Genomic DNA, 22997 nt, shown 5'->3' with positions numbered 1-22997 from the left:
CAATGGTTAGCCCTTGAGACCGCCGGACAGAAGGCCTCGCACGAAGTACCGCTGCAGGCCGAAGAAGACCAGGAGCGGGATGATGATCGAGACGAATGCCGCTGCCGGGTTCAAGTAATCCCGGGCACCGCGGGTACCGGAAATTTCGGCCAGGCGCTGGGTAATGGGAGCCACGTCCGCAGTTCCACCCGAGAACACCAACGCCACCAGCAGGTCGTTCCAAACCCACAGGAACTGGAAGATCGCCAGCGATGCCAGTGCCGGCACGGACAGCGGCAGGATGATCCGCCAGAAGATGGTGCTGTGCCCGGCGCCGTCCACCCTTGCAGCCTCGATCACTTCACCGGGAATCTCAGAGATGAAGTTGTGGAGGAGGAAGATACCCAGCGGGAGCCCGAACATGGTGTGGGCGATCCACAGCTGTGCATACGAACCAGCAGGGAGGTGGAGCGTCTGCGTGAAGAACTGCAGCAGCGGGATCAGGGCCATCTGCAGCGGAATGATCTGCAGGGCGAAAACGAAGATGAAAAGAGCGTCGCGGCCCTTGAACTTGCCCCAGGCGAAAACGTAGGCGGCCATCGAAGCGAGCACCAGAACAAAGATGGTGACCGGGATGACGATCGCGACCGAGTTGACGAAGTACTGGGACAGGTTGGCCGACTGCGAGCCCGCCGGGGTCAGTACGTCCGCGTAGTTCTTGAACGTGAAGTCCCAGTCAACGAAGGCATTCCACCAACCGTTGGAGCGGGGCCCAACCTGCTTCGCAGCAGGACGGAACGACGTAACGAACAGGCCGAACGTGGGTACGGACCATACGACGGCGATGATGATGGCTGCCGCTGTTGCCCACTTGGAGGTGAGCTTGGTCTTGACCCGCCGCATCATCGGCTGGGCGTCCTCCGTGGGATCGGATCCAGGACGCTGCCGGGTTGCGGCCTTCGAGGCCTCTTTCGGGGCTGGCGTGGCTGTCAATGGATCTCCCTTTGCTTGCGAAGGACTCGAGCGTTGTACACGACGATCGGCAGCACCATCAGGAACAGGATCAGGGCCAATGCCGCACCACGACCCGGTTCGCCGGCACGGAAGGCCTGCGTGTACATTTCGTTGGCCACAACCGAGGTGTCGTAGTTACCGGCCGTCATGGTCCGGACAATGTCGAACACCTTCAGGGTGGCGATCGTGATGGTGGTCAGGACCACCACAAGTGCTCCACGGATGCCGGGCACCGTTACATTGCGGAACTGTTGCCAGGCATTGGCGCCGTCAAGGCGGGCCGCCTCGATAAGTTCCACCGGAACACCCTTGATGGCAGCCGAGAGAATAACCATGGCGAAGCCGGTCTGGATCCAGACCATCACAACGATCAGGAAGATCGTGTTTTCCGGGGCGTCCAGGAGGAACTGCTTTGGATCCAACCCCAGGGCGTCCCTGAGGAAGTTGATGACACCGGTCTGTTCGAGGCCAGGGCCGCGGTAGTCATAGACGAGCTTCCAGATGATGCCGGCGCCCACGAAGGAGATGGCCATCGGCATGAAGACCAAGGACTTAAGGACCTTCTCACCGCGGGCCTTGTCGATGAAGACTGCATAGGCCAGGCCGAAGCTCGTGGACAAAAGGGGGACCAGGACGGTCCAAATAACGGTGTTCCGCAGCGTGGTCAAAGCCTCAGGCTGCGTGAACATCCAGACAAAGTTGTCGAAACCATTTCCGTTGCCGCTGGCGTCCGTGAAGGCCAGCATTGACGTGCGAACCGCGGGGTACACGAGTCCCACGAGCATGAGAATACCTGCCGGGGCGAGGAAGCCGGCCACCGTGACCTTGTCCTTCACCGATTTCGGCGCCCTGTCCACCACCAACATGATGATGCCGATAATCGCCGCGAAGATCGCCAGCGCTATCACTACTTGAAGGAGTTTTCCTCCGATAAAATCCATACCCAACCTCCGGGGCGTGAGTGAATCACTGAGTTCCGGGAAAAGCGCTGCCTCCCCGACCAGGCGAAACCAGGCAGGGAGGCAGCGCTCTTGGAGTTAGCTCTTGGGCCAGCTGGCTTCGATGCTGTCCGTTACCTGCTGCGAAGAGCTGCCATTGATCCAGGCAACGATGCCCTTCCAGAAGGAGTTGGAACCCACTGCACTCGGCATCAGGTCAGAGCCGTCAAACCGGAAGACAGTCTTGGGATCCTGGAGGAGCTGGATGGACTGCTTGTCCAGGGCCGACTGGGCGTTGTTCGGATCGAGGCCCTTGTTGGCGCTGATGGCACCGCCGAGCTTCACGCGGTTGTTGGCGAAGTCCGCGCTTGCCATGAATGCCAGGTAAGCCTGGACCTCAGGGGTGTCCTTGTAAGCGCCAACGGTTTCACCGCCACCGGTGATGGCAGTGCCCTTGGACTCGTCGATGGGAGGAGTCATGAACGCCCAGACGTCACCGTCCTCGGCAACGTTGGTGCCTGCGGGCCAGTTGGATGCCTGGAACGACGCCTGGTGGTGCATGGCGCACTGGCCATCAAGTACTGGCTGGCCGGCCTGAGCGAATGCCGTGCTCAGGATCGAGCGGGGGTCACCGAAGCCACCGTTGACGTAGTTCGGGTTGAGGAGGATGTCGCCAACCTGGTCGAATGCCTTGACGATCTTGGGGTCGTTGAAAGGAATCGTGTGGTTGACCCACTGGTCGTATACCTCGGGGCCCTGGGCGCGCAGGACAACGTCCTCGATCCAGTCAGTACCCGGCCAGCCCGTTGCTTCACCGGATTCGAACCCGGCACACCACGGCTTCATGGTCTTGTCATCGGCGATCTTCTTGGTGAGGTCCATCATCTGTGCCCACGTCTTGGGAACTTCCCAGCCCTTGTCCTTGAAGGTCTTGGGTGAGTACCAGACGTAGCCCTTGACGTTCGCGAGCATCGGGGCGCCGTAGTAGGTGCCATCCACGGTGCCGTACTTCTTCCAGTCAGGGGACCAGTTCTTGTCCACCAGGTCGGAGACGGTCTTGGGAGCGGGCTTGAGGTAGCCGGCGCGGGCCTGGGTGGCGAGCAGGCCGGGCTGCGGGAAGATCGCTACGTCGGGAGCGGTTCCGGACTGGGCGCGGACGCCAATCTGGGTCTCGAATTCCTTGCTGCCTTCGTACTTGACGGTGATGCCCGTGCACTGCTCGAACTGCTTCCAGGATTCTTCGAGGTTAGTGGCCTCGGTGTCCACGATCGTGGAGTACACCGAAACGGTCTTGCCTTCGTGCTTGCCGTACGTGTCGTAGGCAGAACAGTCGCTGGATCCGGCAGTGGATCCCCCGCCTCCGCTGTTGCCGCTGCAGGCGGACATGGTAAGTGCCAGGACACCGGCGGCTGCGACCGGTAGCAGGTACTTGGTTTTCTTCATGCTAAAGACTCCTCGCTGAGTACAAGTGATTCGGCGGCGCAATTGATGTGGTGACGCTCACACTAGCGATGATTATCGCAAATATGCAAGCGCTTACACGCACCGTAACCACAACGATACAAAGCAGCCTGCCTAATTCATATCTACTCCAGTCTTGGCGCCATTGGCCCCGACATGGCGGGCGTGGAGCATGATTGCCCATTATCCGATTTGATTGCCCAATATTGCCTATGGAAAACTAAGAAGTGTGGATGAACTTGAAGCACTACAGACCATCGGCCGACTGATCAAGGAAGAACGCCTGGCGCAAGGGCTGAGCCAGGTGCAGTTGGCCAAGCAGGCTGGAACGGCCATCAAGACCGTCCGGACGCTGGAATCGGGAACCCGCCGCGCGCAGGAGATCAACCAACGCAAGCTTGAACATGCCCTGGGTTGGCGTGCCGGTTCGGTGTCCGAGGTCCTCAAAGGGAAGTCAACGTTCGCCCCGGACATGATCACCCCGGACGACATGCGCAATGCCGACGAAACCCGGCAGGGCCCACCCCGGGTCGCCGTTCCCGCTGCCCCCATCGCGCGGGCATCGCACCTTTCCGACGAGGAACTCCTCGCCGAGATCACCTACCGCATGATGCACCGCAACAGGGGCTAGCCTCCGCGGAGATCAGCCCTTGCGGCGAACCATTTCATTGATCCAGATGGGCGCGAACGGTGACGTGCAGTTGGGCGGCGTGGGATAGTCCTTGAGGACCTCCAAACGCTCACCGATGCTGAGCGCCCGGGAGCGATGCCCAGGGTGCTCGATCCCGATCTGTGCCAAGCAGTTGTTCATGGCCCACTGGAGACGTTCCGGGGCGTCCTTCATGTCGGCCTCGATCAGGTCCAGGAGCTGATCCAGGTCCAGGCCCTCGGGTTTCTTGACGATACGTTCGGAGGTCAGGGCCCAACCGGCCGCGGCCACCACGGGGTCCGCGTCGGAAAACCACTGGACCCGCAGTTCTTCGCAGTAGGGGCTCTTCTTGACCACATAGTTGACGAGCCAGTCGTTGACCTTCGGGGTCTTCGCTTGGCGCACCATGCTGTCCAGTTCGTCTTTGGCAAAGGCTTTTGGCCGGCAGATCAGCAAAGACAGGAGCCTGGCGGCAGTGTCCCCGGTGTTCCAAAGTTCCCGGGCCAGGTCCTGTTGCGTCTTCAGCCTTTTGGCCACAGCACGCAACTTGCTGAGATTTACTCCATGATCGTCGCCGTGTCTTTCGTTCACTTCGCGCGCACGGGGGTCCTCCAAGGCAGCCAGTTCGGCCATCACCTCAGCCAGTGACGCCTCAAGCGTCTGGGTTCCAGTCACCGCGGCCTCCCGTCCTGCGTGGAGCATTTCCTGCCATCAGCGAACCCGTTCAGCACGGGTGAACTTTGACCGGGCGCCTGAAACCATGTGGACCAGCACGGGAGTCTTCTGCCCAATCACCAGGTCCAGGGCTTCAACCAGTTGGGAAATCTCGGCAGCAAGGATGTGGGGGGCAACTCCTTGCCTGGGTTGGATGCGGATGCGCAGCCCCGGCTTTCCCTTCACCTCAAGGGTCGCAACAGACGCGCTGGCGAGGTCGGTCCTCTCGGAAAGTGCGGCGCGCAGGGCCTGCTCGGCGACGCCCCCGCCAATCCGGACTTGGCCGTCGATGTCGCTGTCGTCATCGCTGGACACCAGGAAGTTGGCCCGGCCTTTGCCTTGCTGGGATAGCCAGGCAATCATCGCCACAATGATGGCCACAAGGACGAGGCCGGCCACGATCCACAGCCAGCTCTCCTCCCGCCCGGGAAAGCGGGTGTCCCTGAAGAGCTGTTCCGTCCGCGCCCACGCTCCGGCGGACCAGCCATGCCACCAGGTGGCAACGGCAGGAACCGTGGCCAACAGCAGGAGAAGAAGGCCAACGGCAAGGAGCTTCACTCCGATGATGAACAACAGCACGCGGTTAAGAGCCCGCGGTGTTCCATTCACGCCCCGATCACCCCCGACGACGCAAGGTTGACCCGAACCGAAGGCATCGGCACCGGCGACATTTCTTCAAGTTCAGCCTGGACCGCGGACCGAACCGCTTCCTCGCTCACGCGGCTGCCGGAAGTGGGCCTTACATTGACCACCACCAGTTGCCGCGACACGACCACCATGACTTGTTCCTGCGTGACATTCGCAGCGGTGCGAGCCCTGCGGGCCAGTGCCGAAGCCAAGACCTCGTCATCGACGACGACGGCGGTGCGCGGGTCTCGAAGGAGATGGCGGGCGCGGCGGCCCGGCAGCACTGCGTGGAGGAGGAAAAACAGCCCGACCATGGCAATCACAGCACCACTGGCACCCAGCAGCAACGGCGAGATACCCTCCGGCAGGGCGATGGCGCGTTCAGCCGCAGTACTCGGATCGATCAACCACGGGGGCTGTCCAACGGCACGGACACCGGATTCGAGCAAAGCGTAGACGCAAAGGACAATGACCAGCACTGCCGCAATGGTGGCTGCTCCGGCACGGGACGAGTGCGTTTCACGGCGCAGGATGCGGGCCATCTCCGGGTCCTCCCCGGCAACCGGGCTGGCCCCGGAATCCACTGCATTCAAGGTTCGAGTTTCTTGATCCTGCGTCATTGAACGCGCCCACCCTCCGTGACCTGGGCTCCACTGATCCTGATGTCCACACGGCTTAGCTCGGAGCCGCTCAGCCGTGTGACGATCTCCAACACTGTGGCCTTGGCCGCCACGGACCGGTCCCAGATCGACCCTCCGAAGCCCTGGACCCGGTTGGGATCACGAACGACCTCGGATAGGGCCGGAATACTGATAGGTGCCACGATCGACAAAGCCAGCAGGCCGTCGTCGTCCGCCCAATCGGCCCGGATGTCACTGGCCTCAACGCCGAGGGCCTCGGCGGCCGCGGCGCGGGCCAAGGATGTCAGAGCCTGGGTGCTGATCCGGTTGTGGCCGGCCAGGCTGGTGGTGGATTCCACAGCCTCAGCCACGCTCATGACGAAGAGCGCCGGCCCGTAATGGCGTCCAGCACGCTGCGCAAGTCCAGCTTGCCGTCAGCCGCGCGGCCCAGCAGCGCGCCGATGCCCATGAAAAGCAGCGATATGAGGAAGCCCCACAACCCGAACGACAGCGACATGAAAGCCACGAAGGCACCGATCGCGATTCCCACCACGGTCATACTCATTGGAGCGCATCCCTTTCCACTACGACGGTTTTGCCACCGGGGGACTTCACAGGCGGGGCGATATAGACGTCCGTGATTTCGACATTGACTTCGATAACCTGCAGTCCAACGAGTTCCTCGACAGCCCTGAAGACAGCCGCCCGCACTTGGTTGGCGACGCCGTGAAGGGGATGGCCGTAGAGGGCAACAAGATTGATGTCCACGGCTACCTGGGTCTCGCCGACCTCGGCCCGGACACCTGCTGCGTGGTCTGAGCTGCCCACGGCGTCGCGGATGGCGCCCAGGGCACGCGAGGGGCCCGAACCCAGGGAGTAGACGCCAGGAACTGTCCGGGCAGCGATCCCGGCTACCTTGGCCACCGCAGCCTCGGAGATGATGGTGCGTCCGGTCCCGACGATCTCGCCACCAGGCACGGGCTCAAGCTGCACGTTCTGTTCTTCCATGGAGCACTCCCCTTCTCTTGACTACCACCCTAGCGTCTAGCCCCGACGCTTTGGCTACAAGGGCCGCGAGCCATTCGGTGGTCCGGATCGGGTTATCCACAACCACCAATATTTGACTGGGTAGCGCCCGATCGCTCCACCTAGACTGGCCGACACATCGCCACAACAGCTGCTGGGGAGCCTGTCATGCCATGCCGTCCGATTGCCGCAACTTCGTCTGTACGCGCCTCTGTTGGGGCAGTGGTTTTGTGTGTGGTGTGGCTTCTGACGGGCTGCTCCACGCAGGTCGGCCCACCTTCCCCCACAAGCACGACGACGGCGACACCCGCCTCGAGCGCGCCGGTTCCCGCTCCGTCTTCTACCGGTCCGGGCGCCTACAAGCCGGCCGACGCGAACGGCAAGGCCCAAAACGTACCCGTCCCCGTGATGCCGGAACTGGCGAAGGAGAACTCGAAGGCTGGGTTGGAGGCGTTTATTGGGTACTACTACGCGATCAAGAATTACGCCAACGAGACAGGTGACACGACTGTCCTGGCTACGCTGAACTCTTCAGATTGTGCGTCCTGCACCAAACTTCTAGACGCAACTTCAGATAGCTACATAGACGGGCGCTGGAGGGCTGGCGGAAATATTCGTATCCCTGTCGTAGAAATCGACTGGAAGGACACCGACTCGTCGCATCTGGCAAAGCTGCAGCTCATCCAAGACGCTATTGCCTACTACAACGCAGACGGGACCGAAGGAAGACCCGCCAATTCGGCGACTAACAGTGCTTTTGTCCTGATCGCCGCGTTCGAAGCTTCATGGAAGGTGGTGGAGATCGGTGTCCTCCGCTAGACGCTTCATCGCCGCCATCGCACTTGTTGGCCTATGTCTCCTCACACTTCCTGCTTCGATTTCCAACGCCTCTTCAGCCTGGGCTAGCGGGAACGAGGAAGAGGGAACCATCGATGCTGGAGTCATTTGGAAGTTCGACCCAGAAACAGGCAAGTCCGAACCTAAAGCCGGAGCTACGCCTACCTCCGAGGATCCGAACCAATACATGGCCGACACTCACTGCCGCGCCGACGGACCTGACACGAAGGACCCGGGCTGCGACGCCCTGACCTGCCCACCCAAGACCCCCGGAGCCGAAGAAGGTACCCCGGTCATCTGGAAAGAGGCCCCTAAAGCCATCACCAACCCAGGATGGACCGACTGGCTCCCTGTCAGCGGACCAACCTGCCTCTACGACACCAAACCCGAAAACGTCCTGGCCAACATCGCCGCCCGGATCCTCAACGACTTCCGCCAACTACCCATCAACCCAGGAACCCTCCAATCCCAACCCTTCCCCAACACCCTCAAAGGCGGACCCACCAACTTCTACACCACACCCCAACAACAAACCTTCGACCTCACCATCCTCGGCCAACACATCCACCTCACCGCAACACCAACCAACTACACCTACAACTACGGCGACGGCACCACCCTCGGCCCCACACTCCACGCCGGATACCCCATCCCACAAACCCAATGGCTCACCACCAACACCCGCAGCAGCCACACCTACACCCAAACCGGGAACTACCCCACCACACTCACCACCACCTACACCGGAACCTACTCCGTCAACAACGGCCCACCCCTACCCATCAACGGAACCCTCACCCTCACCACACCACCCACAACCATCCACGTCTGGAAAACAGAAAAAGCCCTCGTCGCCGACACCTGCGACCAAAACCCCACATCATGGGGCTGCCCCCAAGCAAAGTAACAACACAGGATCGTCGGTCAGAGCGGACCGTTCGCGAAAATGGAGGCGCGGGTTCAGCGCAGAAGAAGTTTTGATTCGGGTACCGGAGTTCGCCGGTTGGAGAGAAGAATTCTCTGGTTAAAGAAGAAAAGCACCAGTTCCGAAGAACTGATGCTTCCCAGTGGTGGCTCCGACCGGCGTCGATCCGGTGACCTTTCGATTTTCAGTCGAACGCTCTACCAACTGAGCTACAGAGCCTAGGTGACATGTCACCTTGAGAACCGAATTTCTTCGGCGCTCAGAGCGACCCTGACGGGACTTGAACCCGCGACCTCCGCCGTGACAGGGCGGCGCGCTAACCAACTGCGCTACAGGGCCTTGCGTTTGCAGTATCTCTACCGCGTTTTTTTCAAGGCTTCTAGCTTACCAGACTTTTTTGATCCGATTTACCACTTGCCTTGCGTACCCCCAACGGGATTCGAACCCGTGCCGCCGCCGTGAAAGGGCGGTGTCCTAGGCCGCTAGACGATGGGGGCCTGAACTCAATTCGGATTTTGCAAGGAAAAACAACGCTTTACGCGTTCTTTCCGTGTCTCGCTCGTCCGAACTGGACTCTAAAACTTTAGAGCATAGATAGCGATATTCCCAAATCGAGCTCTGCAGGCCCCAAGGGCCCTCGCTGGAAGTGCCCCCAAAGATTGGCAGGATCTTGTCCTGACGCGTCCGAAAACCGCCAGCCGCCGGAGGGCCTGCACGGCTACATTGGCTCTATGACAACCACCACCCCGGCCGAACCCGGCCAGCCTTCCCCGGACCTGCCCAAGCGCACCACCCCCGCGCCGGCTGCGGCCATCAGTAAACTCGGCATCGTCGCCGTCATTGTCACCGTGGTCCTTTGGGCTTCAGCGTTTGTAGGCATACGCGCCGTCGGCCCCAGCTTCTCCCCCGGTTCCTTGACGCTCGGACGTTTGGCCGTTGCCGCCGTCGTGCTTGGAATTGTGGTGCTGCCAACCCTGAAGGTCTGGCCGAGCGGACGCGAGTGGCTGCCGATCCTCGCATACGGGGTGATGTGGTTCGGAGGCTACAACGTGGCGCTGAACGCCGCGGAGCACATGCTCGACGCCGGAACCAGCGCCATGCTGATCAACGTTTCGCCCATCCTGATCGCTATCCTCGCAGGCATCTTCCTCAAAGAAGGCTTCCCGAGGTGGCTGCTGATCGGCAGCGGCGTGGCGTTCTGCGGGGTGGCGATGATCGCGTTGGGTTCCGGACAGCGTTCGACGGCGGACGTGGCCGGCGTGCTGTTGTGCTTGCTTGCCGCCGTGCTCGCCTCGGTGAGCGCGATCCTGCAGAAGCCGGTGCTGCGGAAATTTTCGGCCGGCCAGGCGACGTGGTTTGGCATCATGGTGGGCGCTGTGTGCTGCCTGCCCTGGACCGGGCAACTGATCTCGGAGGTGCAGGCGGCACCACTCCCCGCCACCTTGGGCCTCGTCTACCTGGGCATCTTCCCTACTGCAATCGCCTTCACCACGTGGGCGTACGCGCTATCCCTGATCTCGGCTGGAAAGCTCGCCGCCACAACGTACCTGGTCCCAGGTACCACCATCCTGATTTCGTGGGCCGTCCTCCAGGAAGTGCCCACCATCTGGGGACTCATTGGCGGCGTGGTGTGCTTGATCGGCGTCGGACTGACCCGGCGCAGAGGCCGCTAGCGGGCCATCCCGGCCAAAAGCTCACGGTGTGTTGGCGGATTGGCCCCCGGGCGGCCCACCGTGATGGACGCTGCCATGGACGCGATGCTGCCGATCCGTTCCAGCACCGTCGGTGCCATGCCGTCGCTCCCCCGCAGCAAAAGGCCCATGATCAGCGCCGACATGTAGGAATCTCCGGCCCCAATGGTGTCGGCCACGCTCGATGGAATCGCGGGAACACTGAGCTGTATGTGCCGGGTTGCCATCAACGAACCCTGCGCGCCCCGGGTGATGACTGCCAAGCCTGTGCCCAGCCCAAGAAGGTGACTCGCGGTTTCCTCCAGGGTTTTGTTGGGGTAGAGCCAGCGGGCGTCCGAGCCGCTCATCCGGACAACGCTGGTCAACGGCACGATCTCTTCGAACAGGGACAGAGCCTCCCGGTGGGTTCCCAGGAGATCGGGGCGGATGTTGGGATCGTACGTGACCATGCAGCCTCCGCGTGCCTGCTCCAACAAACTCCGGACAACTCCCGCACCCGGCTCCAGGAACGTGGCGATGGAACCGGTGTGCAGGATCCGCGGAGCATACGGGAGGGCGACGGGAGCCAGCGCCCAATCAATATCGAACGTGTATGTTGCCGAGCCGTCGGCAGCGATCCGCGCGGTCGCCGTCGCCGTCTCCTGCAGCGATTTGGACCCAGGCAACAGCACGACGCCGGCACTCTGCAGGTGCGCTGCAATAGCATCGCCCCTTTCGTCGCGGCCGATCGCGGTCAACAAGCCTGCTTTGACGTCCAGGCGGCCCAGGCCGTAGGCGACATTTGCCGGCGAGCCGCCGGGGTATTCGGCCACGCCGTCGGCGGACTGCACGATGTCGATCAATGCCTCACCCACCACGACGACGTCGAGTGGTTCGGGCGCGAGGGAAGAGGTGGCAGTCATGCGGTTCCTGAGTCTATGGAAGAAGGATTGAATTCAGTATCCCGCATGATGACCGGGCCCAATGCTGTCTCCGCGGACTAAAGTCGAACCATGCCCGCGAACCTTCCTCCCGGCCTGCCCATCGTTCCGGACGGCGACCTTCCTTCGTCCAAGCTGCCGGCGCGCAGTCCCGTGCGCAGCCCCGCTGAGGGCGGCACCGTGGACGCCATCCCCGCCGGCACCCCCTTCGAGATGTCGCCGGAGGACTTCGAAGAGGCCGTCAGCGACGCACTTCAACTCATCCCGCCCAAAGCCGCGAGCGCCATGGATAACGTGGCGATCTTTATCGAAGACGAATACACGCCCCAACCCGGCGAAGATCCGGAGACCGTGCTGCTGGGGCTTTACGAGGGCGTCCCGCTGACAGAACGCGACTCCTGGTGGGAGGCAGGCTCCCTGCCGGATCGGATCACTATCTTCCGCCAGCCCATCCTGGACATCTGCACTACACGCGAGGAAGTAATCGACGAAGTGGCGATCACGGTAGTCCACGAGATCGCGCATCACTTCGGAATAGACGACGACCGCCTTCATGAGCTCGGCTGGGGATAGCCTTGTAGGCATGGGGCACGACCACAACCACTCCCACGGAGTCACTGCAACCGGCAAGCATCGGAAACGGCTCATTGCCGTCCTGGCCATCACGCTTGGCGTGGTGGGCATCCAGGTGATTGGCGCCGTCGTCTCCGGCTCGCTGGCACTGCTGGCCGACGCCGGACACATGCTTTCCGACGCCGCAGGCGTCTTCATCGCACTTATGGCAGCGTGGATTGCCACCCGCCCGGCCAGCGACCAACGGACCTACGGGTACCAGCGTGCTGAAGTACTTGCCGCGCTGGCCAACGCCCTGATCCTCATTGTCATCGCCGTGGTGATCATGCTTGAGGCCATCCGGCGGTTCGGCGAAACCACCGAGATCCACACGGATGTCATGCTGTGGGCAGCCATTGTGGGTGCCGTTGCCAACCTTGTTTCGCTCCTCATCCTGCAAGGCGCCCAAAAGGAAAGCCTGAACGTCCGCGGGGCCTACCTTGAGGTCCTCGGCGACCTTCTCGGATCCATCGCCGTGATCGTCGCGGCCATCGTGATCATGACCACGGGGTTCGCGGCGGCGGACCCCATTGCCTCCATGCTGATCGCATTGATGATCATTCCGCGGGCATGGAACCTGCTCCGTGATGTGGTGGACGTGTTGCTGGAGGCAACTCCCAAGGGCGTGGATGTGAACATGATCCGTGAGCACATCATTGCCGTGGACGGCGTGGTGGAAGCCCACGATATCCACATCTGGACCATCACCTCCGGGGTCCCGGTGTTCTCAGCCCACGTGGTTGTGGAGGACGAGGTCCTCAACGCCAGGGGCGCGGACCTCATCCTGGATCAGTTGGGATCGTGCCTGGGCCGGCACTTCGATACCGAGCACTGCACGTTCCAGTTGGAGCCCGTGAGCCACTCAGAGCACGAGTCACACCAACACGCCTAAACCCCTCCGCCGGTGACGTCCTTCACGGTCACCGTCCCGGCAGCACCGTCGACCGTTAGCTGCTGGCCCGAGGCGATCCTGGCAGTGGCATCAGGAACACCCACAACTGCCGGGATGCCGTACTCGCGGGCTACCACTGCGCCATGGGAGTTTGGCCCGCCCATCTCCATGACGAGCCCTCCGGCAGTAAGGAACAGAGGAGTCCAGCCGGGGTCGGTGGAAGGGGCCACGAGGATTTCGCCGGGCTCGAGGTGTGCGCCTACGGGGTCCATGATGACCCTGGCCCGCGCCGTCACCAGGCCAGCCGACGCCGGGCTGCCGGACAGAGTGCCCGGCCCTGCCTGAAGCCCCCGTGGCGCGGTAGCTTCGGGCTCGGTACCGTCGGACAACAGCAGCCTGGGGATATGCCTCCGCCGCAACTCCAGCTCGTATGCCGCACGCCGTTCCGCCACAACCCCACGAAGGTCTCCCCCGGCAAGCGCAACCTCGGCGTCATCGAGGTCAAGGAAAAAGATGTCCTCAGCGTCTTCGATCCGTTGGGACGCCGCCAGGCCATTCCCGACCAGGAGCAACTGCTCCCGTGCCGCTGCCAGCCCCAGGACCAGGTTGTACTTGGGCAGCTCCCGAAGCCCCGCGAACCTCCTTGTCCGGTCCAGCGCGGTACGCACGACGGCTGCGTGCAGCGGGCTCTTTGCCCTGGCACGAGCCACCAGGCGCGCGACCTGGTCATCCGCCTCCCTGGCGGCTTTGTCGAACTGCTGGTCCGGAGTATCCGCTCCGGGTTCAAGGCGCAGGTAATTGGCCACGACTCCAAGGACATGGGTTGGATCGTCCGCCCATCGCGGCATGCCGAGGTCGATTTCAGCCACTGCCCGGTGCCCGTATTCCAGAAGGAAGGCCTTCATCCCGGACTGGGCGACGGGCGGAAGTGTGGCATCCCGGTAGTGGACCGCCAACTCCCCTGCCGTGCGGCCCACCATGAAAGACGTGGCATCGGGGTCTTGCCGGATGTCCGAGGCAAGGTGCCACAGGGCCAGGTCCATCTGCGTGGTCACGTTGTCGGCGAGGCCGCGGATGACGGTTTGAAGTTCGCTGTACGGAGCTTGTGCCCCCAGGAGACGGCGCACCAGGGCGAGCATGGCGAAGCCGAGCACTGGAAGTGGCAACACGGTGGGCACCGTGGGAAATACCCGTTCGCCCAGGATTCTTTGGACATACGCAATCCGTTGATGGGGAGTGGCGTTCTCGGGGACGGAAAAGGAACGGCGGAGTTCCGCAGAGAGCCGGTCCACACGTTTCATGGCTGAAGCAGGAGCGAACAACCCGCGGAGAAATGACTCCGGGACACGGTACTTGGCGGCCACTGGTCCTACGTGCCGGATCAGCTTCAGGGGTGTTTTGATGGTCACTGAGAATCGCGGGTCCTCGAAAAGCTCCCGCATCAGCATTGCGGAGCGGGCTTCCATGACATCGAACACCCGGGGAACAATGGCGCGGCCAATCCGGCTCCGCAGCACCGCCGTGAGATCGAAGAAGATGCGCTGCCCGGCTTCGTAATAGGCCGGTGGGCCCGAGCGTGGATCCGGCACATCGAAGGACGCCGTTGTCGCGACGCAAGAGGCCACTAGGCGGATGCCCGCCAAGCCCATAGGCGTTAATGGCCGGGTAAGACCCTGGGCAAGGCTGAAATTCAAGAACGCGTGCTCTCCTGGGAGCGGAGGATGCCGGGTCATCTGCGGATACAGCGTGGTGATGGGCCGGGATTGTGTCAGCCAGAGCTTGCCCGCGCCGTCGATGGCCCATTCTGTGTCCTGGGGTGCCCCGTAGTGCTGCTCTACCCGGCGGGCCAACCCGGCGAGGTCCAGGACCTGCCGATCATCCAGGCAAGCTTCCAGTGCGGGCCCACCGGACTGCTCCGACGCGGCCCGTTCTATCCGTTCCGTGCCGCCACCGGGCAGCGGCCGGATCTCCACGAGCCTGTCACCCAGGCTTCGTTTTACGATGGTCCGGCTGTTGATGTCCACCACATACTGGTCCGGGTTCACCGCCCCTGACACAACGGCCTCTCCCAAACCGGGGGACGCGTCTATCACAGCCTCGTGGCGCTTCCCGGTGACCGGATTGGCTGTAAACATGACACCTGCCGTAGCGGAAGCAACCATCTCCTGAATGACCACCGCGAGGGCCACAGATGAATGGTCAACCCCGTTGGTGGTCCGGTAGCTGACGGCGCGGTCTGTCCAGAGGGACGCCCAACAGCGGCCTACGGCATCGAGGACCGCCTCTGCACCCACGACGTTGAGGAAGGTGTCCTGCTGACCGGCAAAGCTGGCGCCGGGCAGGTCCTCCGCAGTTGCAGACGACCTGACGGCCACGGGCACCTCCTCGCCGAGCTCCCGGTATGCCGCGAGGACCGCCTCCGCGACTTCGCCTGGGATACCGGCGTCGAGCACCACTGACCGGGCGCGGGCAGCCAGGCTGTTCAACGTGCCAGTATCCGTGGACCCCGCCTCAAAGAGTTCGCGAAGGACTGTATCCAAGCCAGCGGCAGCGAGTGCCCGCCGGTACGCGTGGGTGGTGAGGCAAAACCCGGGCGGGACAGGCAGTCCCGCGCTAACCAGTTCACCGAGGTTGGCGGCCTTCCCGCCAACCTCTGAAAGCATGCTCCCCCGTATTTTGGCGATGTCCACGATGAAACCCTGGGCGGCCTTGCGAGGGCCAGCCGGGTGGCCCTCCGGCTGGTTCAGTGGCTGCTGGCTGTCCATCGCTGGGGATCCCTGCCGCTAAGCTGCGCCGAGCATTGGCCCGAAATTGGGCCGATCGGCAAGCCGCGGATCTTCCCGGTCCGGAACCACCAGCACCGGCCCCTTCGCGTGATGGAGGACTCCATCAGACGTGGACCCAAGGAGCATCCCGGCGAATCCGCCGCGGCCACGGGTGCCGAGGACCACGAGCTCAACGGCGCGGCTTGTTTCGACCAGGACATCCACCGGAGCGCCGTCCCGGAGCTCTGTCTCTATGGTCAGTCGCGGGAAATGGCTCTGAAGCCACGCCAAGCCGGCATCCAACTGCACTTTGATGTCGGCGAAGAGGGCATCGCGATCAAGTGGGGCCGGTACCCACGCGAGGGAACCACTGTATTGGGGAACAGCGCAGATCACACGGAGCTTGGCGCCCATGCGCTGTGCCTGCTCCGCAGCCTCGAGAACAGCTACGCGGGCCTGCTCGGAGCCGTCCACGCCTACTGCCACAACATTCTCGACGGTACGGGGGCCGGCCTTGGCGTGCTCGGCTTTGATGTGTTTGTCCTCGGTGCTCTCCCCAAGGCGGTCCGCGCAGTACAGCGGTACGGTCACCGTGGGGCACTTGGCATGGGCGGGCAAAGCACTGCTCACCGACCCCAGGAGGCGCCCAACGAATCCGCCGCGGCCCCGGCTCCCGAAGACCAGAAGCGCTGCTTCAGCCGAGAGGTCGAGGAGGACACCTGCGGCATCACCGTTTTCGACCGAAGCATCCACGTCGATCGAATAGGCAGAAACCTTGTCCATGGCTTGCTTGACGATTGCATCGGCGCCTTCGCGGATGACGGAGTCGTCCACGGTGGCGTAGCCTCCGTCCAGACCAGATGCGGCAAAAATGGGGACCGAGTAGGCCGTGACGATATGCAAGGGGAGCTGGCGACGCTCTGCTTCACGCGCTGCCCAGACCAAGGCGCACTGGCCGTGCTCGGATCCGTCCACTCCAACGACGATGCCGCCGGGAGCAACCGCCGATTCCTCGCCATCGCGTGGCACTTCATTGTGTCCTTCGTGCTGGTCCATGGGGCCCGCCTCTCCACCTACTGCTTGATGTTCCGGCTATTCTGCCAGAGGTTCTCCGCACTGGATTCCCTGACTCTTCAAATGTCAATGGCCGGGGTAGGAGAATCTTGGAATCTCTCCTTCCAATGCCCACTATTCTCGGTCGGAAGTGCCGAATCAAGGCGACTTCGGGCTATGTGCATAACGGTCCGGGCTCAGTTCAAACCACACGGGATCGGCCTGCTGGCGGACACGAAAAACACGACGCCGGGAAGGCTACCCATGGCCGAAAAAGTTCGGTAGTGTTCGAGTCACCGAATAGCCGGGCAGCGTGTCTCATGACACACCCCGGCTGTTAATTTGCGGCCGCTTGGGGAACTCGGACGCGATCCCACGCGATGCCGCAGGGCACACACGTCAAGGAGGAACCAAGCAGTGTCACTCACGCCTGATTCCGGCACGGAACGAACCACCACAGTGGTCATCGGCGCTGGCCTCTCCGGTCTGGCTGTTGCCAGCGAGCTTAGCCGCTACGGGGTGGGCTCCATCGTCGTTGACGGGTTCGGATCGCTCTCAGCCACCGGGCCTTCGACCCACACTGGAATGCTCCAGCGCTGCGACATCGCCGATCCCGCCATGCAGGAACGCAGCGAGATTCTCCGCCACCTGCGCAACTACGCCGCCAACCATCAATTGGACGTTCGCAGCACCACCCGCGCCGTTCGCCTGGATTTCCTGGGCTCCGACCCGTCGCAGCAAATAGGGCACGGCCCCACCGGAAGCACCGCATCGGCCACCCTCCGGGGCAGGATCGTTTTCGGCCCCCTCGAATCCACTCCCCGTCAGTGGGCGGTCCACACCGCCCAAGGTGTCCTGCTGGCCGACCACGTCGTGGTGACGCGCTGCGCCCAGAGCCAGCTGCGCCGGATGCTGGCAGAACTTGGAATTGCCGTCGGCCAGAATTTCGCCGCGGCAATGCGTGCCGTGGGGATGCACCTTGTAGGCGTCGGAGAACTCATTACCCCGACTCCCAAAGAAGTCCTTCGGCAGGCCAAAGCTGTGGGGCAGGCAATTTCCGCCAGGGTGGCCCTACCGGCAGGCAACGGCATGGCCGGAAGCGGCGTAGCCATCGCCTAGGACGGCCGCTTCACCGCCACTGGAACTTTTGCGCACATTTCTTAACGCCAAAGGCCGGCACCCTCGAAGAATGAATCTTCGAAGATGCCGGCCTTTGAACTGAAGCGTGAGGCTTATGCGCCTGCGCGTACGTACGTGATGGGACCAGTTGCGGTCAACCAGCTGATCGGGTGGATACCCGTCTGGTTGCCGTTGATGCCACCGCTGATGGCCTGGCCGTTGCCGATGTAGATTGCAACGTGGCCGGACTGGACGATCATGTCGCCGGGCTGGGGGCTGCTGACGACCTTGCCGTAGTTCATGAACTGCATGGGCGCGAGGTCACCAACGGGGATACCTGCGGAGCCGAGGGCCCGCTCCACCATGGCGGTGCAGTCCTGCATGATGCCGATCTGGGCGTAAGCCGAGGCGACCATGGCGGCGTTGACTCCACCGACGGCCGGTGCAGCGGCTGCAGGAGCAGCGGCGGCCGGAGCGGCTGCAACTGACGCGGCAGCCTTTGCTACAGGAGCGGCTGGTGCAGTTGCTGCCACTGCTGCTTTCTTGGCAACAGGTGCCTCGACGACGGGAGCCGGCTTCTCGATGACCGGAGCTGCTACGGAAGCAACAGCAGGGCGCTCGAAGTTGACGGTAGCCGTAGCTGCGGCGGTTACAACCTTGGTGGGAGCCTCGGAAACGGTCTCGGCGACCGTGGCGGGGCTGGAGTCACGCTGAACCGGGGTCTCGGCTGCGTGGGCAGCGATGGAGCCGGTCAGGACAAGGCCCGAAGCCGCTGCGATAACAGCTGCTTGGCGGCCAGCGCCGGAAGCGTTGCTGGCGACTGCCTTGGAGATGGAGATGAACGGATTAGGACGTACGCTGTCCGCCTTACGACGGCCGCGAAGAATGCTTGAAGACATGAAAAAGCCTCTCCCGATGCCTGCGAGGTTAGCTGTCGGATTCGGATGGGAGTCACCCGGCCACTATCCCCCGCTGTTCAGCGGAAGCATCGTGACTTCACCCCAAGGCACGCTCGAAAGCGACCTAAATTGGGTTCCCCGTCTCTGCCGTAAGGTTTGTCTGCGAACGGATTCCGGACTGCGGCAGAGCTAGGCAATCAGGCCGGAAGTGCCCGCTACGTGGAACAGGCACAGCTACTACGGTACGCGATGATCTCGCCGAAGTCACATTTAAGTAACGAGAACCGGGGTTTTGGCGTGTCGCAGTGACCAATCCGAGATATTCGCAGCTACGTAGAAAAGCCTGTTATTCCGCGGAATCGCCCGCATCTGAGTCGTTCGAGGCTGCAAGTTTCTTACGTGCGGTAACGGCGAGATAAACAACGAGGCCGATAGCAACCACGGCCAGTCCCACGATGCTCCACGGGAAGGGTTGCGATGCGTCCGCGGCCGGGGTGCTGGTGGCCGTTCCGGGTGCGGCAGTTCCCGCCGTCGGGACCGTATTGGAAGGTGCTGACGACGACGGCGCGGCGCCCGCGGTGCCGCTCGTCGCCGTCGTGCTTCCAGCAGCGGCCTTGAACGTGAAGGTGCCCTCGATGGGGTGCGAGTCGGAGCTAACGACCCTCCAGACCACGGTGTATTCGCCGGCCGGCGCGCCTTCTCGGATCTTCTGGACCGCCTGGTTGTCGATGATTTCGACGGGCCCATCCGCCCAGTTTTCGCCACCCGCAGTGACCGTAACGCCCGATCCGATGGCCAGCGGCCGGTTGTTGAACGTGATGGAGACCGACGCCGGGACAGCTGCCACGCTGGAGCCGTTGGCCGGCGCTGTGGATTCGGCGACGTCGTGCGCGGAGGCCGGGCCCGCGGAAAACAGCAAAGCGGATGCGAAGGCCAGGGCGGCAACGACGGCGGCCAGAAGCGGGCGGATGGTGCGCATGGGGCGGTTTCTCCTAGTGTTGGCTTCCTTACAGACTAGGCGAATCGTCAGGGGGCCCATATCCGACGGCATAGGATTTGAGGGCACACTCCCCTCGATCCCCGGAGTCCTTCATGCTTAAACAAGGTTCTGCCATCGACCGCTACTTCAAAATTTCCGAGCGTGGCTCCACATACTCCCGGGAAATCCGAGGCGGCTTCGCAACCTTCTTCGCCATGAGCTACATCGTGGTCCTCAACCCCCTGATCCTTTCCGGGCAGGATTCCAGCGGAGCGTCGCTGGGATTCACCGCCGTCGCGGCCACCACGGCATTCGTCGCGGGCATCCTGACCATCCTCATGGGCGCCTGGGCCAAGCACCCGTTCGCCGTGGCCACGGGCCTGGGCGTTAACGCGTTCGTAGCGGTGACCGTCGCCTCGCACCCGGGCCTGACATGGCCGGACATGATGGGCCTTGTGGTGCTCTCGGGCCTGACCATGCTGATCCTGGTGCTCACCGGTTTCCGTACCGCCGTGTTCAAAGCCGTACCGGAAGCGCTCAAGACAGCGATCGTGGTGGGCATCGGCCTCTTCATCGCCCTGATCGGCCTGGTCAATGCAGGGTTTGTCCGCCGCATCCCTGACGCCGCTGGCACAACCGTTCCGCTGGGATTGGGCGTCGACGGGAAACTGCTCGGCTGGCCCACCCTGGTGTTTGCCTTCGGCCTGATCCTGACCATCGCACTGGTGGTCCGCAAGGTCCGTGGCGCCATCCTGATCGGCATCGTGGCATCGACGGCTTTGGCCGCCATCCTTGAGTTCACGCTCCACATCGGCCCGAGCAACGACGGCACCAACATCAACCCGCGCGGCTGGTCCCTTGTTGCCCCGACCCTGACCAAGTGGGGTGCACCGGACCTGTCCCTCATAGGGAAGGCCAACCCCTTCGGCGCGTTTGAACACCTCGGCTTTATTGCCGCAGCGCTCCTGGCATTCGTGATCCTTTTGAGCATCTTCTTCGACGCGATGGGCACCATGGTCGGCCTGGCCAACGAAGCAGGGACCGTTGACAAGGATGGCAACATCCCCAACGTTGACCGGGTCCTGCAGGTGGATGCCCTCGGCGCGATCGTCGGCGGCGGCGCATCTGTTTCCTCCAACCAGATCTTCGTTGAGTCCGGCGCAGGCATCGGCGAAGGCGCACGCACCGGTCTCGCCTCGATCGTTACCGGCGTGTTGTTCCTGGTGGCCATGTTCTTCACGCCGCTGATCAACCTCGTCCCCTTCGAAGCCGTGGCGCCCGCGCTGGTTGTTGTGGGCTTCATGATGGTTTCCCAGGTGGGCAAGATCGACTGGCAGGACTGGGGCGTGGGCATTCCCGCCTTCCTGACCATCGCCCTCATGCCGTTCACGTACTCCATCGCAAACGGCCTGGGTGCGGGGTTCATCTCCTTCGTCCTGATCCGCACGTTCCAGGGCCGCGCCCGCGAAGTACACCCGCTCATGTGGGCCGTAGCCGCCGCGTTCCTGCTGTTCTTCGGAATCGGAACAGTGGAGGAACTGCTGGGCGTCAAATAGCCCAGTCCGCAATCCCAGACACACCCCACCTCTTTTTGCTGGTTTCGGCATCGGAGGTGGGGTGTGCTTTAACCATGGAAACAAGCGTCCCCACAGTAGATGTCAGCCCCACCCCGTGGACCGGCCGGTTCGACGGCGACGGCGCCGAGCATCGCCGCTGGTGGCAGGCCGTTGCCCCGCACACGCCCGAAGCCTCCGCAGCAGCCGTGCGCCCCACCGTCGTGCTTGGTTTTTGCAGCGACGCCGGGGTGCTTCGCAACAAGGGCCGCACAGGTGCGGCAGCGGCCCCTGCCGCGATCCGTTCGGCACTTGGCCCGCTTGCCTTCCATCTGGGCCGGGACGTGTTCGACGCCGGTGACGTAGTTGTGGAGGACGACTCACTGGAAGCGGGCCAAAAGCGCGCCGGCCGCGCTATTTCGGTACTGCTCGACGCCGGGAACCTCACCGTGGTGCTAGGCGGCGGACATGAGACCGCGTTCGCCAGCTACCTGGGCGTTGCCGGTTCTGAGGTGCTCCAAGGCAAGCGGCTGGGCGTCCTGAACCTGGATGCCCACTTTGACCTGCGAGATGACCCCACGCCGAGCTCGGGCACCCCGTTCCTGCAGATGGCCCGCGCGGAAGCTGCCGTGGGACGCGAACTGCAGTACGCCGTCGTCGGAATTTCCGAACCAAACAACACGCGGACGCTGTTCGACACGGCGGACCGGCTCGGCGTGAAGTACCTGCTCGATGAACAGTGCTCGGCGGAAGCCGCGGAGCACTTTGTTGCCGATTTCCTGGCCGGCGTGGACGCCCTCTACCTGACGATCGATCTTGACGTGATGCCTGCTTCAGTAGCCCCCGGGGTAAGCGCACCCGCCGCGTATGGGGTGCCCTTGCCGGTGATCAGTGCGATCTGTCGCCAGGTTGCGGCCAGCGGTAAGTTGCTCCACCTTGACGTCGCAGAGCTGAATCCGGAGTTCGACATCGATTCCCGGACTGCCAAAGTCGCAGCCCGGTTGGTGAACACCCTCCTCGCATAGGTTCGCGGGCCCTTTCCCGTTCGCACTCCGCCGTTTAGCCTGTGAGGAGGAAGGACGGCGATGAGCGCAATTCCTGTGCAGGACAAGTGGGCCTGGGTCTCCGGGCTACTCGCTGTTGGGTTGGGGCTGGCCGCCCACATGGCCGCTGGCGGAAGCGCCCCGGCCATCCCCGTCGTCTTGGGCTTCGCCGCGCTGTGTTGCCTGGCTGCGCAACTCCTGGCCCGCTGGGTCCATGGGCCTTTGCTGTTGCTGCTGGCATCCGGTGTGGCGCAGCAACTGTTGCACTTGGGGTTCATCGCGTTCGGAGGCTACTTCCCCGGCACCGGGCTGGTGGAGCACCTTCATGGCACGGGCCAAGGGCTCGGCGATGTGCCCGCGGCGGGTGCCTCCGACGGCGGCTCGCCGCACATCATGCTCTACACCCATATGGCTGCCGCGATTCTTACCCTCGTAGTGACCGCCGGAGTAACCAGGCTTCTCAATCGCGCGTCACTGAGGGCAACCGAGGGCAACACCGCGTAGTCCCGCGTAGTCCCGCGACAGGCAGGGCAACGAACGTTGGAAACCGCGTATCCGGGCACCTAGTGTCGTTGGAGCGTGGTGTACCCAAGAGGCCAGGGAGCTGCCTGCAAAGCAGCGCACGCGGGTTCGAATCCCGCCACCACGTCCAATCGCCCTCCCGGATCATCCAGCGAGGGG

General features: G+C 63.0%; 24 protein-coding genes, 4 tRNA genes and 1 riboswitch. Of the genes, 11 read left to right on the top strand and 17 right to left on the bottom strand.

All coding sequences use genetic code 11. The features are described 5' to 3' along the window. Positions 1–6: 6 nt before the first annotated feature. The 3 genes from QRM57_RS00715 to QRM57_RS00705 all read right to left on the bottom strand — a co-directional run bounded on the left by QRM57_RS00715 (position 7) and on the right by QRM57_RS00705 (position 3374). Entirely contained in the window at positions 7–972 is a 966-nt protein-coding gene (locus QRM57_RS00715) for a carbohydrate ABC transporter permease (protein WP_257370138.1), read from the bottom strand. Beyond that, a complete protein-coding gene (locus QRM57_RS00710) occupies positions 969–1934 on the bottom strand; it encodes a carbohydrate ABC transporter permease (RefSeq protein ID WP_235520143.1) in 966 nt (321 codons plus the stop codon). Before QRM57_RS00710 ends, QRM57_RS00715 begins: the two co-directional genes overlap by 4 nt. Positions 1935–2030: 96 nt before the next feature. After that, positions 2031–3374 (bottom strand): ABC transporter substrate-binding protein, encoded by a 1344-nt coding sequence (locus QRM57_RS00705; RefSeq protein ID WP_235520144.1) that lies wholly within the window; start codon positions 3372–3374, stop codon positions 2031–2033. 247 nt (positions 3375–3621) lie between these two features. On the opposite strand from QRM57_RS00705, the gene QRM57_RS00700 reads away from it, so the two are divergent. Continuing rightward, positions 3622–4023: a helix-turn-helix domain-containing protein gene (locus QRM57_RS00700; RefSeq protein WP_235520145.1), complete on the top strand. Its 402-nt coding sequence runs from the start codon at positions 3622–3624 to the stop codon at positions 4021–4023. Between the two features lie 12 nt (positions 4024–4035). On the opposite strand, the gene QRM57_RS00695 is transcribed toward QRM57_RS00700, so the two are convergent. The 6 genes from QRM57_RS00695 to QRM57_RS00670 all read right to left on the bottom strand — a co-directional run bounded on the left by QRM57_RS00695 (position 4036) and on the right by QRM57_RS00670 (position 7010). Beyond that, entirely contained in the window at positions 4036–4674 is a 639-nt protein-coding gene (locus tag QRM57_RS00695; RefSeq protein WP_284985520.1) for a DNA alkylation repair protein, read from the bottom strand. A gap of 78 nt (positions 4675–4752) precedes the next feature. Beyond that, positions 4753–5364 carry a hypothetical protein gene (locus QRM57_RS00690; protein ID WP_284985166.1) on the bottom strand — a complete coding sequence of 204 codons (612 nt, stop codon included), beginning with the start codon at positions 5362–5364 and terminating at the stop codon, positions 4753–4755. Next, entirely contained in the window at positions 5361–6002 is a 642-nt protein-coding gene (locus QRM57_RS00685) for a DUF6286 domain-containing protein (protein ID WP_257370141.1), read from the bottom strand. The genes QRM57_RS00690 and QRM57_RS00685 overlap by 4 nt, the downstream gene beginning before the upstream one ends. Continuing rightward, entirely contained in the window at positions 5999–6379 is a 381-nt protein-coding gene (locus QRM57_RS00680; protein ID WP_284985165.1) for a hypothetical protein, read from the bottom strand. Before QRM57_RS00680 ends, QRM57_RS00685 begins: the two co-directional genes overlap by 4 nt. Further along, positions 6376–6567 carry a DUF2273 domain-containing protein gene (locus tag QRM57_RS00675; RefSeq protein WP_089593421.1) on the bottom strand — a complete coding sequence of 64 codons (192 nt, stop codon included), beginning with the start codon at positions 6565–6567 and terminating at the stop codon, positions 6376–6378. Before QRM57_RS00675 ends, QRM57_RS00680 begins: the two co-directional genes overlap by 4 nt. Next, a complete protein-coding gene (locus tag QRM57_RS00670) occupies positions 6564–7010 on the bottom strand; it encodes an Asp23/Gls24 family envelope stress response protein (RefSeq protein WP_284985164.1) in 447 nt (148 codons plus the stop codon). The genes QRM57_RS00675 and QRM57_RS00670 overlap by 4 nt, the downstream gene beginning before the upstream one ends. Positions 7011–7262: 252 nt before the next feature. Here QRM57_RS00670 and QRM57_RS00665 point away from each other — a divergent pair, with 252 nt between their 5' ends. Together QRM57_RS00665 and QRM57_RS00660 are read left to right on the top strand one after the other, a co-directional pair. Beyond that, positions 7263–7847 (top strand): DUF6318 family protein, encoded by a 585-nt coding sequence (locus QRM57_RS00665; RefSeq protein WP_284985163.1) that lies wholly within the window; start codon positions 7263–7265, stop codon positions 7845–7847. Between the two features lie 205 nt (positions 7848–8052). Continuing rightward, positions 8053–8772 carry a hypothetical protein gene (locus QRM57_RS00660; RefSeq protein ID WP_284985162.1) on the top strand — a complete coding sequence of 240 codons (720 nt, stop codon included), beginning with the start codon at positions 8053–8055 and terminating at the stop codon, positions 8770–8772. A 161-nt stretch (positions 8773–8933) separates the two neighbouring features. Here QRM57_RS00660 and QRM57_RS00655 read toward each other — a convergent pair. The 3 genes from QRM57_RS00655 to QRM57_RS00645 form a co-directional block, all read right to left on the bottom strand. Next, a tRNA-Phe gene (locus QRM57_RS00655) sits at positions 8934–9009 on the bottom strand. 46 nt (positions 9010–9055) lie between these two features. Further along, positions 9056–9129 (bottom strand) — tRNA-Asp (locus QRM57_RS00650). Positions 9130–9214: 85 nt separating this feature from the next. Then, a tRNA-Glu gene (locus QRM57_RS00645) sits at positions 9215–9287 on the bottom strand. Positions 9288–9521: 234 nt separating this feature from the next. On the opposite strand from QRM57_RS00645, the gene QRM57_RS00640 reads away from it, so the two are divergent. Beyond that, entirely contained in the window at positions 9522–10463 is a 942-nt protein-coding gene (locus tag QRM57_RS00640) for a DMT family transporter (protein WP_284985161.1), read from the top strand. Here QRM57_RS00640 and QRM57_RS00635 read toward each other — a convergent pair. Continuing rightward, positions 10460–11383, bottom strand: coding sequence for a carbohydrate kinase family protein (locus tag QRM57_RS00635; RefSeq protein ID WP_235520162.1), 924 nt, complete (start codon positions 11381–11383; stop codon positions 10460–10462). The genes QRM57_RS00640 and QRM57_RS00635 overlap by 4 nt on opposite strands. Positions 11384–11473: 90 nt before the next feature. On the opposite strand from QRM57_RS00635, the gene QRM57_RS00630 reads away from it, so the two are divergent. Together QRM57_RS00630 and QRM57_RS00625 are read left to right on the top strand one after the other, a co-directional pair. Then, a complete protein-coding gene (locus QRM57_RS00630) occupies positions 11474–11974 on the top strand; it encodes a metallopeptidase family protein (protein WP_284985160.1) in 501 nt (166 codons plus the stop codon). Positions 11975–11984: 10 nt separating this feature from the next. Further along, positions 11985–12905, top strand: coding sequence for a cation diffusion facilitator family transporter (locus QRM57_RS00625; RefSeq protein ID WP_257370148.1), 921 nt, complete (start codon positions 11985–11987; stop codon positions 12903–12905). Here QRM57_RS00625 and QRM57_RS00620 read toward each other — a convergent pair. Together QRM57_RS00620 and QRM57_RS00615 are read right to left on the bottom strand one after the other, a co-directional pair. After that, complete coding sequence (locus tag QRM57_RS00620) at positions 12902–15670, bottom strand: PEP/pyruvate-binding domain-containing protein (RefSeq protein ID WP_502868606.1); 2769 nt, start codon at positions 15668–15670, stop codon at positions 12902–12904. The two genes, QRM57_RS00625 and QRM57_RS00620, sit on opposite strands and share 4 nt — an antisense overlap. 18 nt (positions 15671–15688) lie before the next feature. Next, positions 15689–16726 carry a universal stress protein gene (locus tag QRM57_RS00615; RefSeq protein WP_257370149.1) on the bottom strand — a complete coding sequence of 346 codons (1038 nt, stop codon included), beginning with the start codon at positions 16724–16726 and terminating at the stop codon, positions 15689–15691. 414 nt (positions 16727–17140) lie between these two features. Here QRM57_RS00615 and QRM57_RS00610 point away from each other — a divergent pair, with 414 nt between their 5' ends. Beyond that, a complete protein-coding gene (locus QRM57_RS00610) occupies positions 17141–17842 on the top strand; it encodes an NAD(P)/FAD-dependent oxidoreductase (RefSeq protein WP_257370150.1) in 702 nt (233 codons plus the stop codon). Between the two features lie 113 nt (positions 17843–17955). Here QRM57_RS00610 and QRM57_RS00605 read toward each other — a convergent pair whose 3' ends face one another. Continuing rightward, positions 17956–18741 (bottom strand): NlpC/P60 family protein, encoded by a 786-nt coding sequence (locus QRM57_RS00605; protein WP_257370151.1) that lies wholly within the window; start codon positions 18739–18741, stop codon positions 17956–17958. A 3-nt stretch (positions 18742–18744) separates the two neighbouring features. Next, positions 18745–18913, bottom strand: a riboswitch (cyclic di-AMP (ydaO/yuaA leader). A gap of 174 nt (positions 18914–19087) precedes the next feature. Then, the gene (locus QRM57_RS00600; protein WP_284985159.1) at positions 19088–19720 is read right to left on the bottom strand and encodes a copper resistance CopC family protein; all 633 of its coding nucleotides are present in this window, start codon (positions 19718–19720) and stop codon (positions 19088–19090) included. A 113-nt stretch (positions 19721–19833) separates the two neighbouring features. Here QRM57_RS00600 and QRM57_RS00595 point away from each other — a divergent pair, with 113 nt between their 5' ends. The 4 genes from QRM57_RS00595 (at position 19834) to QRM57_RS00580 (ending at position 22968) form a co-directional block, all read left to right on the top strand. Continuing rightward, positions 19834–21276: an NCS2 family permease gene (locus tag QRM57_RS00595; RefSeq protein WP_235520169.1), complete on the top strand. Its 1443-nt coding sequence runs from the start codon at positions 19834–19836 to the stop codon at positions 21274–21276. A 74-nt stretch (positions 21277–21350) separates the two neighbouring features. After that, positions 21351–22298: a formimidoylglutamase gene (gene hutG, locus QRM57_RS00590; RefSeq protein WP_284985158.1), complete on the top strand. Its 948-nt coding sequence runs from the start codon at positions 21351–21353 to the stop codon at positions 22296–22298. Positions 22299–22358: 60 nt separating this feature from the next. Then, positions 22359–22820 carry a hypothetical protein gene (locus tag QRM57_RS00585; protein ID WP_284985156.1) on the top strand — a complete coding sequence of 154 codons (462 nt, stop codon included), beginning with the start codon at positions 22359–22361 and terminating at the stop codon, positions 22818–22820. Between the two features lie 74 nt (positions 22821–22894). Then, positions 22895–22968 (top strand) — tRNA-Cys (locus QRM57_RS00580). Positions 22969–22997 lie beyond the last annotated feature (29 nt).

The organism is Arthrobacter sp. fls2-241-R2A-172, assembly GCF_030208885.1.
In the GTDB taxonomy this organism is placed as follows: domain Bacteria; phylum Actinomycetota; class Actinomycetes; order Actinomycetales; family Micrococcaceae; genus Arthrobacter.
The sequence above is the reverse complement of the archived record's forward strand: the minus strand, read 5'-3'. Positions and strand labels throughout refer to the sequence as shown.

Bases quoted from the DNA above. Each gene is read 5' to 3' on its own strand.
- QRM57_RS00620 (WP_502868606.1), bottom strand. From the start codon at position 15,670: ATGGACAGCCAGCAGCCACTGAACCAGCCGGAGGGCCACCCGGCTGGC.
- QRM57_RS00710 (WP_235520143.1), bottom strand. From the start codon at position 1,934: ATGGATTTTATCGGAGGAAAACTCCTTCAAGTAGTGATAGCGCTGGCG.
- QRM57_RS00635 (WP_235520162.1), bottom strand. From the start codon at position 11,383: ATGACTGCCACCTCTTCCCTCGCGCCCGAACCACTCGACGTCGTCGTG.
- QRM57_RS00660 (WP_284985162.1), top strand. From the start codon at position 8,053: ATGGCCGACACTCACTGCCGCGCCGACGGACCTGACACGAAGGACCCG.
- QRM57_RS00625 (WP_257370148.1), top strand. From the start codon at position 11,985: ATGGGGCACGACCACAACCACTCCCACGGAGTCACTGCAACCGGCAAG.
- QRM57_RS00630 (WP_284985160.1), top strand. From the start codon at position 11,474: ATGCCCGCGAACCTTCCTCCCGGCCTGCCCATCGTTCCGGACGGCGAC.
- QRM57_RS00705 (WP_235520144.1), bottom strand. From the start codon at position 3,374: ATGAAGAAAACCAAGTACCTGCTACCGGTCGCAGCCGCCGGTGTCCTG.
- QRM57_RS00670 (WP_284985164.1), bottom strand. From the start codon at position 7,010: ATGGAAGAACAGAACGTGCAGCTTGAGCCCGTGCCTGGTGGCGAGATC.
- QRM57_RS00640 (WP_284985161.1), top strand. From the start codon at position 9,522: ATGACAACCACCACCCCGGCCGAACCCGGCCAGCCTTCCCCGGACCTG.
- QRM57_RS00615 (WP_257370149.1), bottom strand. From the start codon at position 16,726: ATGGACCAGCACGAAGGACACAATGAAGTGCCACGCGATGGCGAGGAA.
- QRM57_RS00595 (WP_235520169.1), top strand. From the start codon at position 19,834: ATGCTTAAACAAGGTTCTGCCATCGACCGCTACTTCAAAATTTCCGAG.
- QRM57_RS00605 (WP_257370151.1), bottom strand. From the start codon at position 18,741: ATGTCTTCAAGCATTCTTCGCGGCCGTCGTAAGGCGGACAGCGTACGT.
- QRM57_RS00675 (WP_089593421.1), bottom strand. From the start codon at position 6,567: ATGAGTATGACCGTGGTGGGAATCGCGATCGGTGCCTTCGTGGCTTTC.
- QRM57_RS00685 (WP_257370141.1), bottom strand. From the start codon at position 6,002: ATGACGCAGGATCAAGAAACTCGAACCTTGAATGCAGTGGATTCCGGG.
- QRM57_RS00585 (WP_284985156.1), top strand. From the start codon at position 22,359: ATGAGCGCAATTCCTGTGCAGGACAAGTGGGCCTGGGTCTCCGGGCTA.
- QRM57_RS00695 (WP_284985520.1), bottom strand. From the start codon at position 4,674: ATGGCCGAACTGGCTGCCTTGGAGGACCCCCGTGCGCGCGAAGTGAAC.
- QRM57_RS00600 (WP_284985159.1), bottom strand. From the start codon at position 19,720: ATGCGCACCATCCGCCCGCTTCTGGCCGCCGTCGTTGCCGCCCTGGCC.
- hutG (WP_284985158.1), top strand. From the start codon at position 21,351: ATGGAAACAAGCGTCCCCACAGTAGATGTCAGCCCCACCCCGTGGACC.
- QRM57_RS00680 (WP_284985165.1), bottom strand. From the start codon at position 6,379: ATGAGCGTGGCTGAGGCTGTGGAATCCACCACCAGCCTGGCCGGCCAC.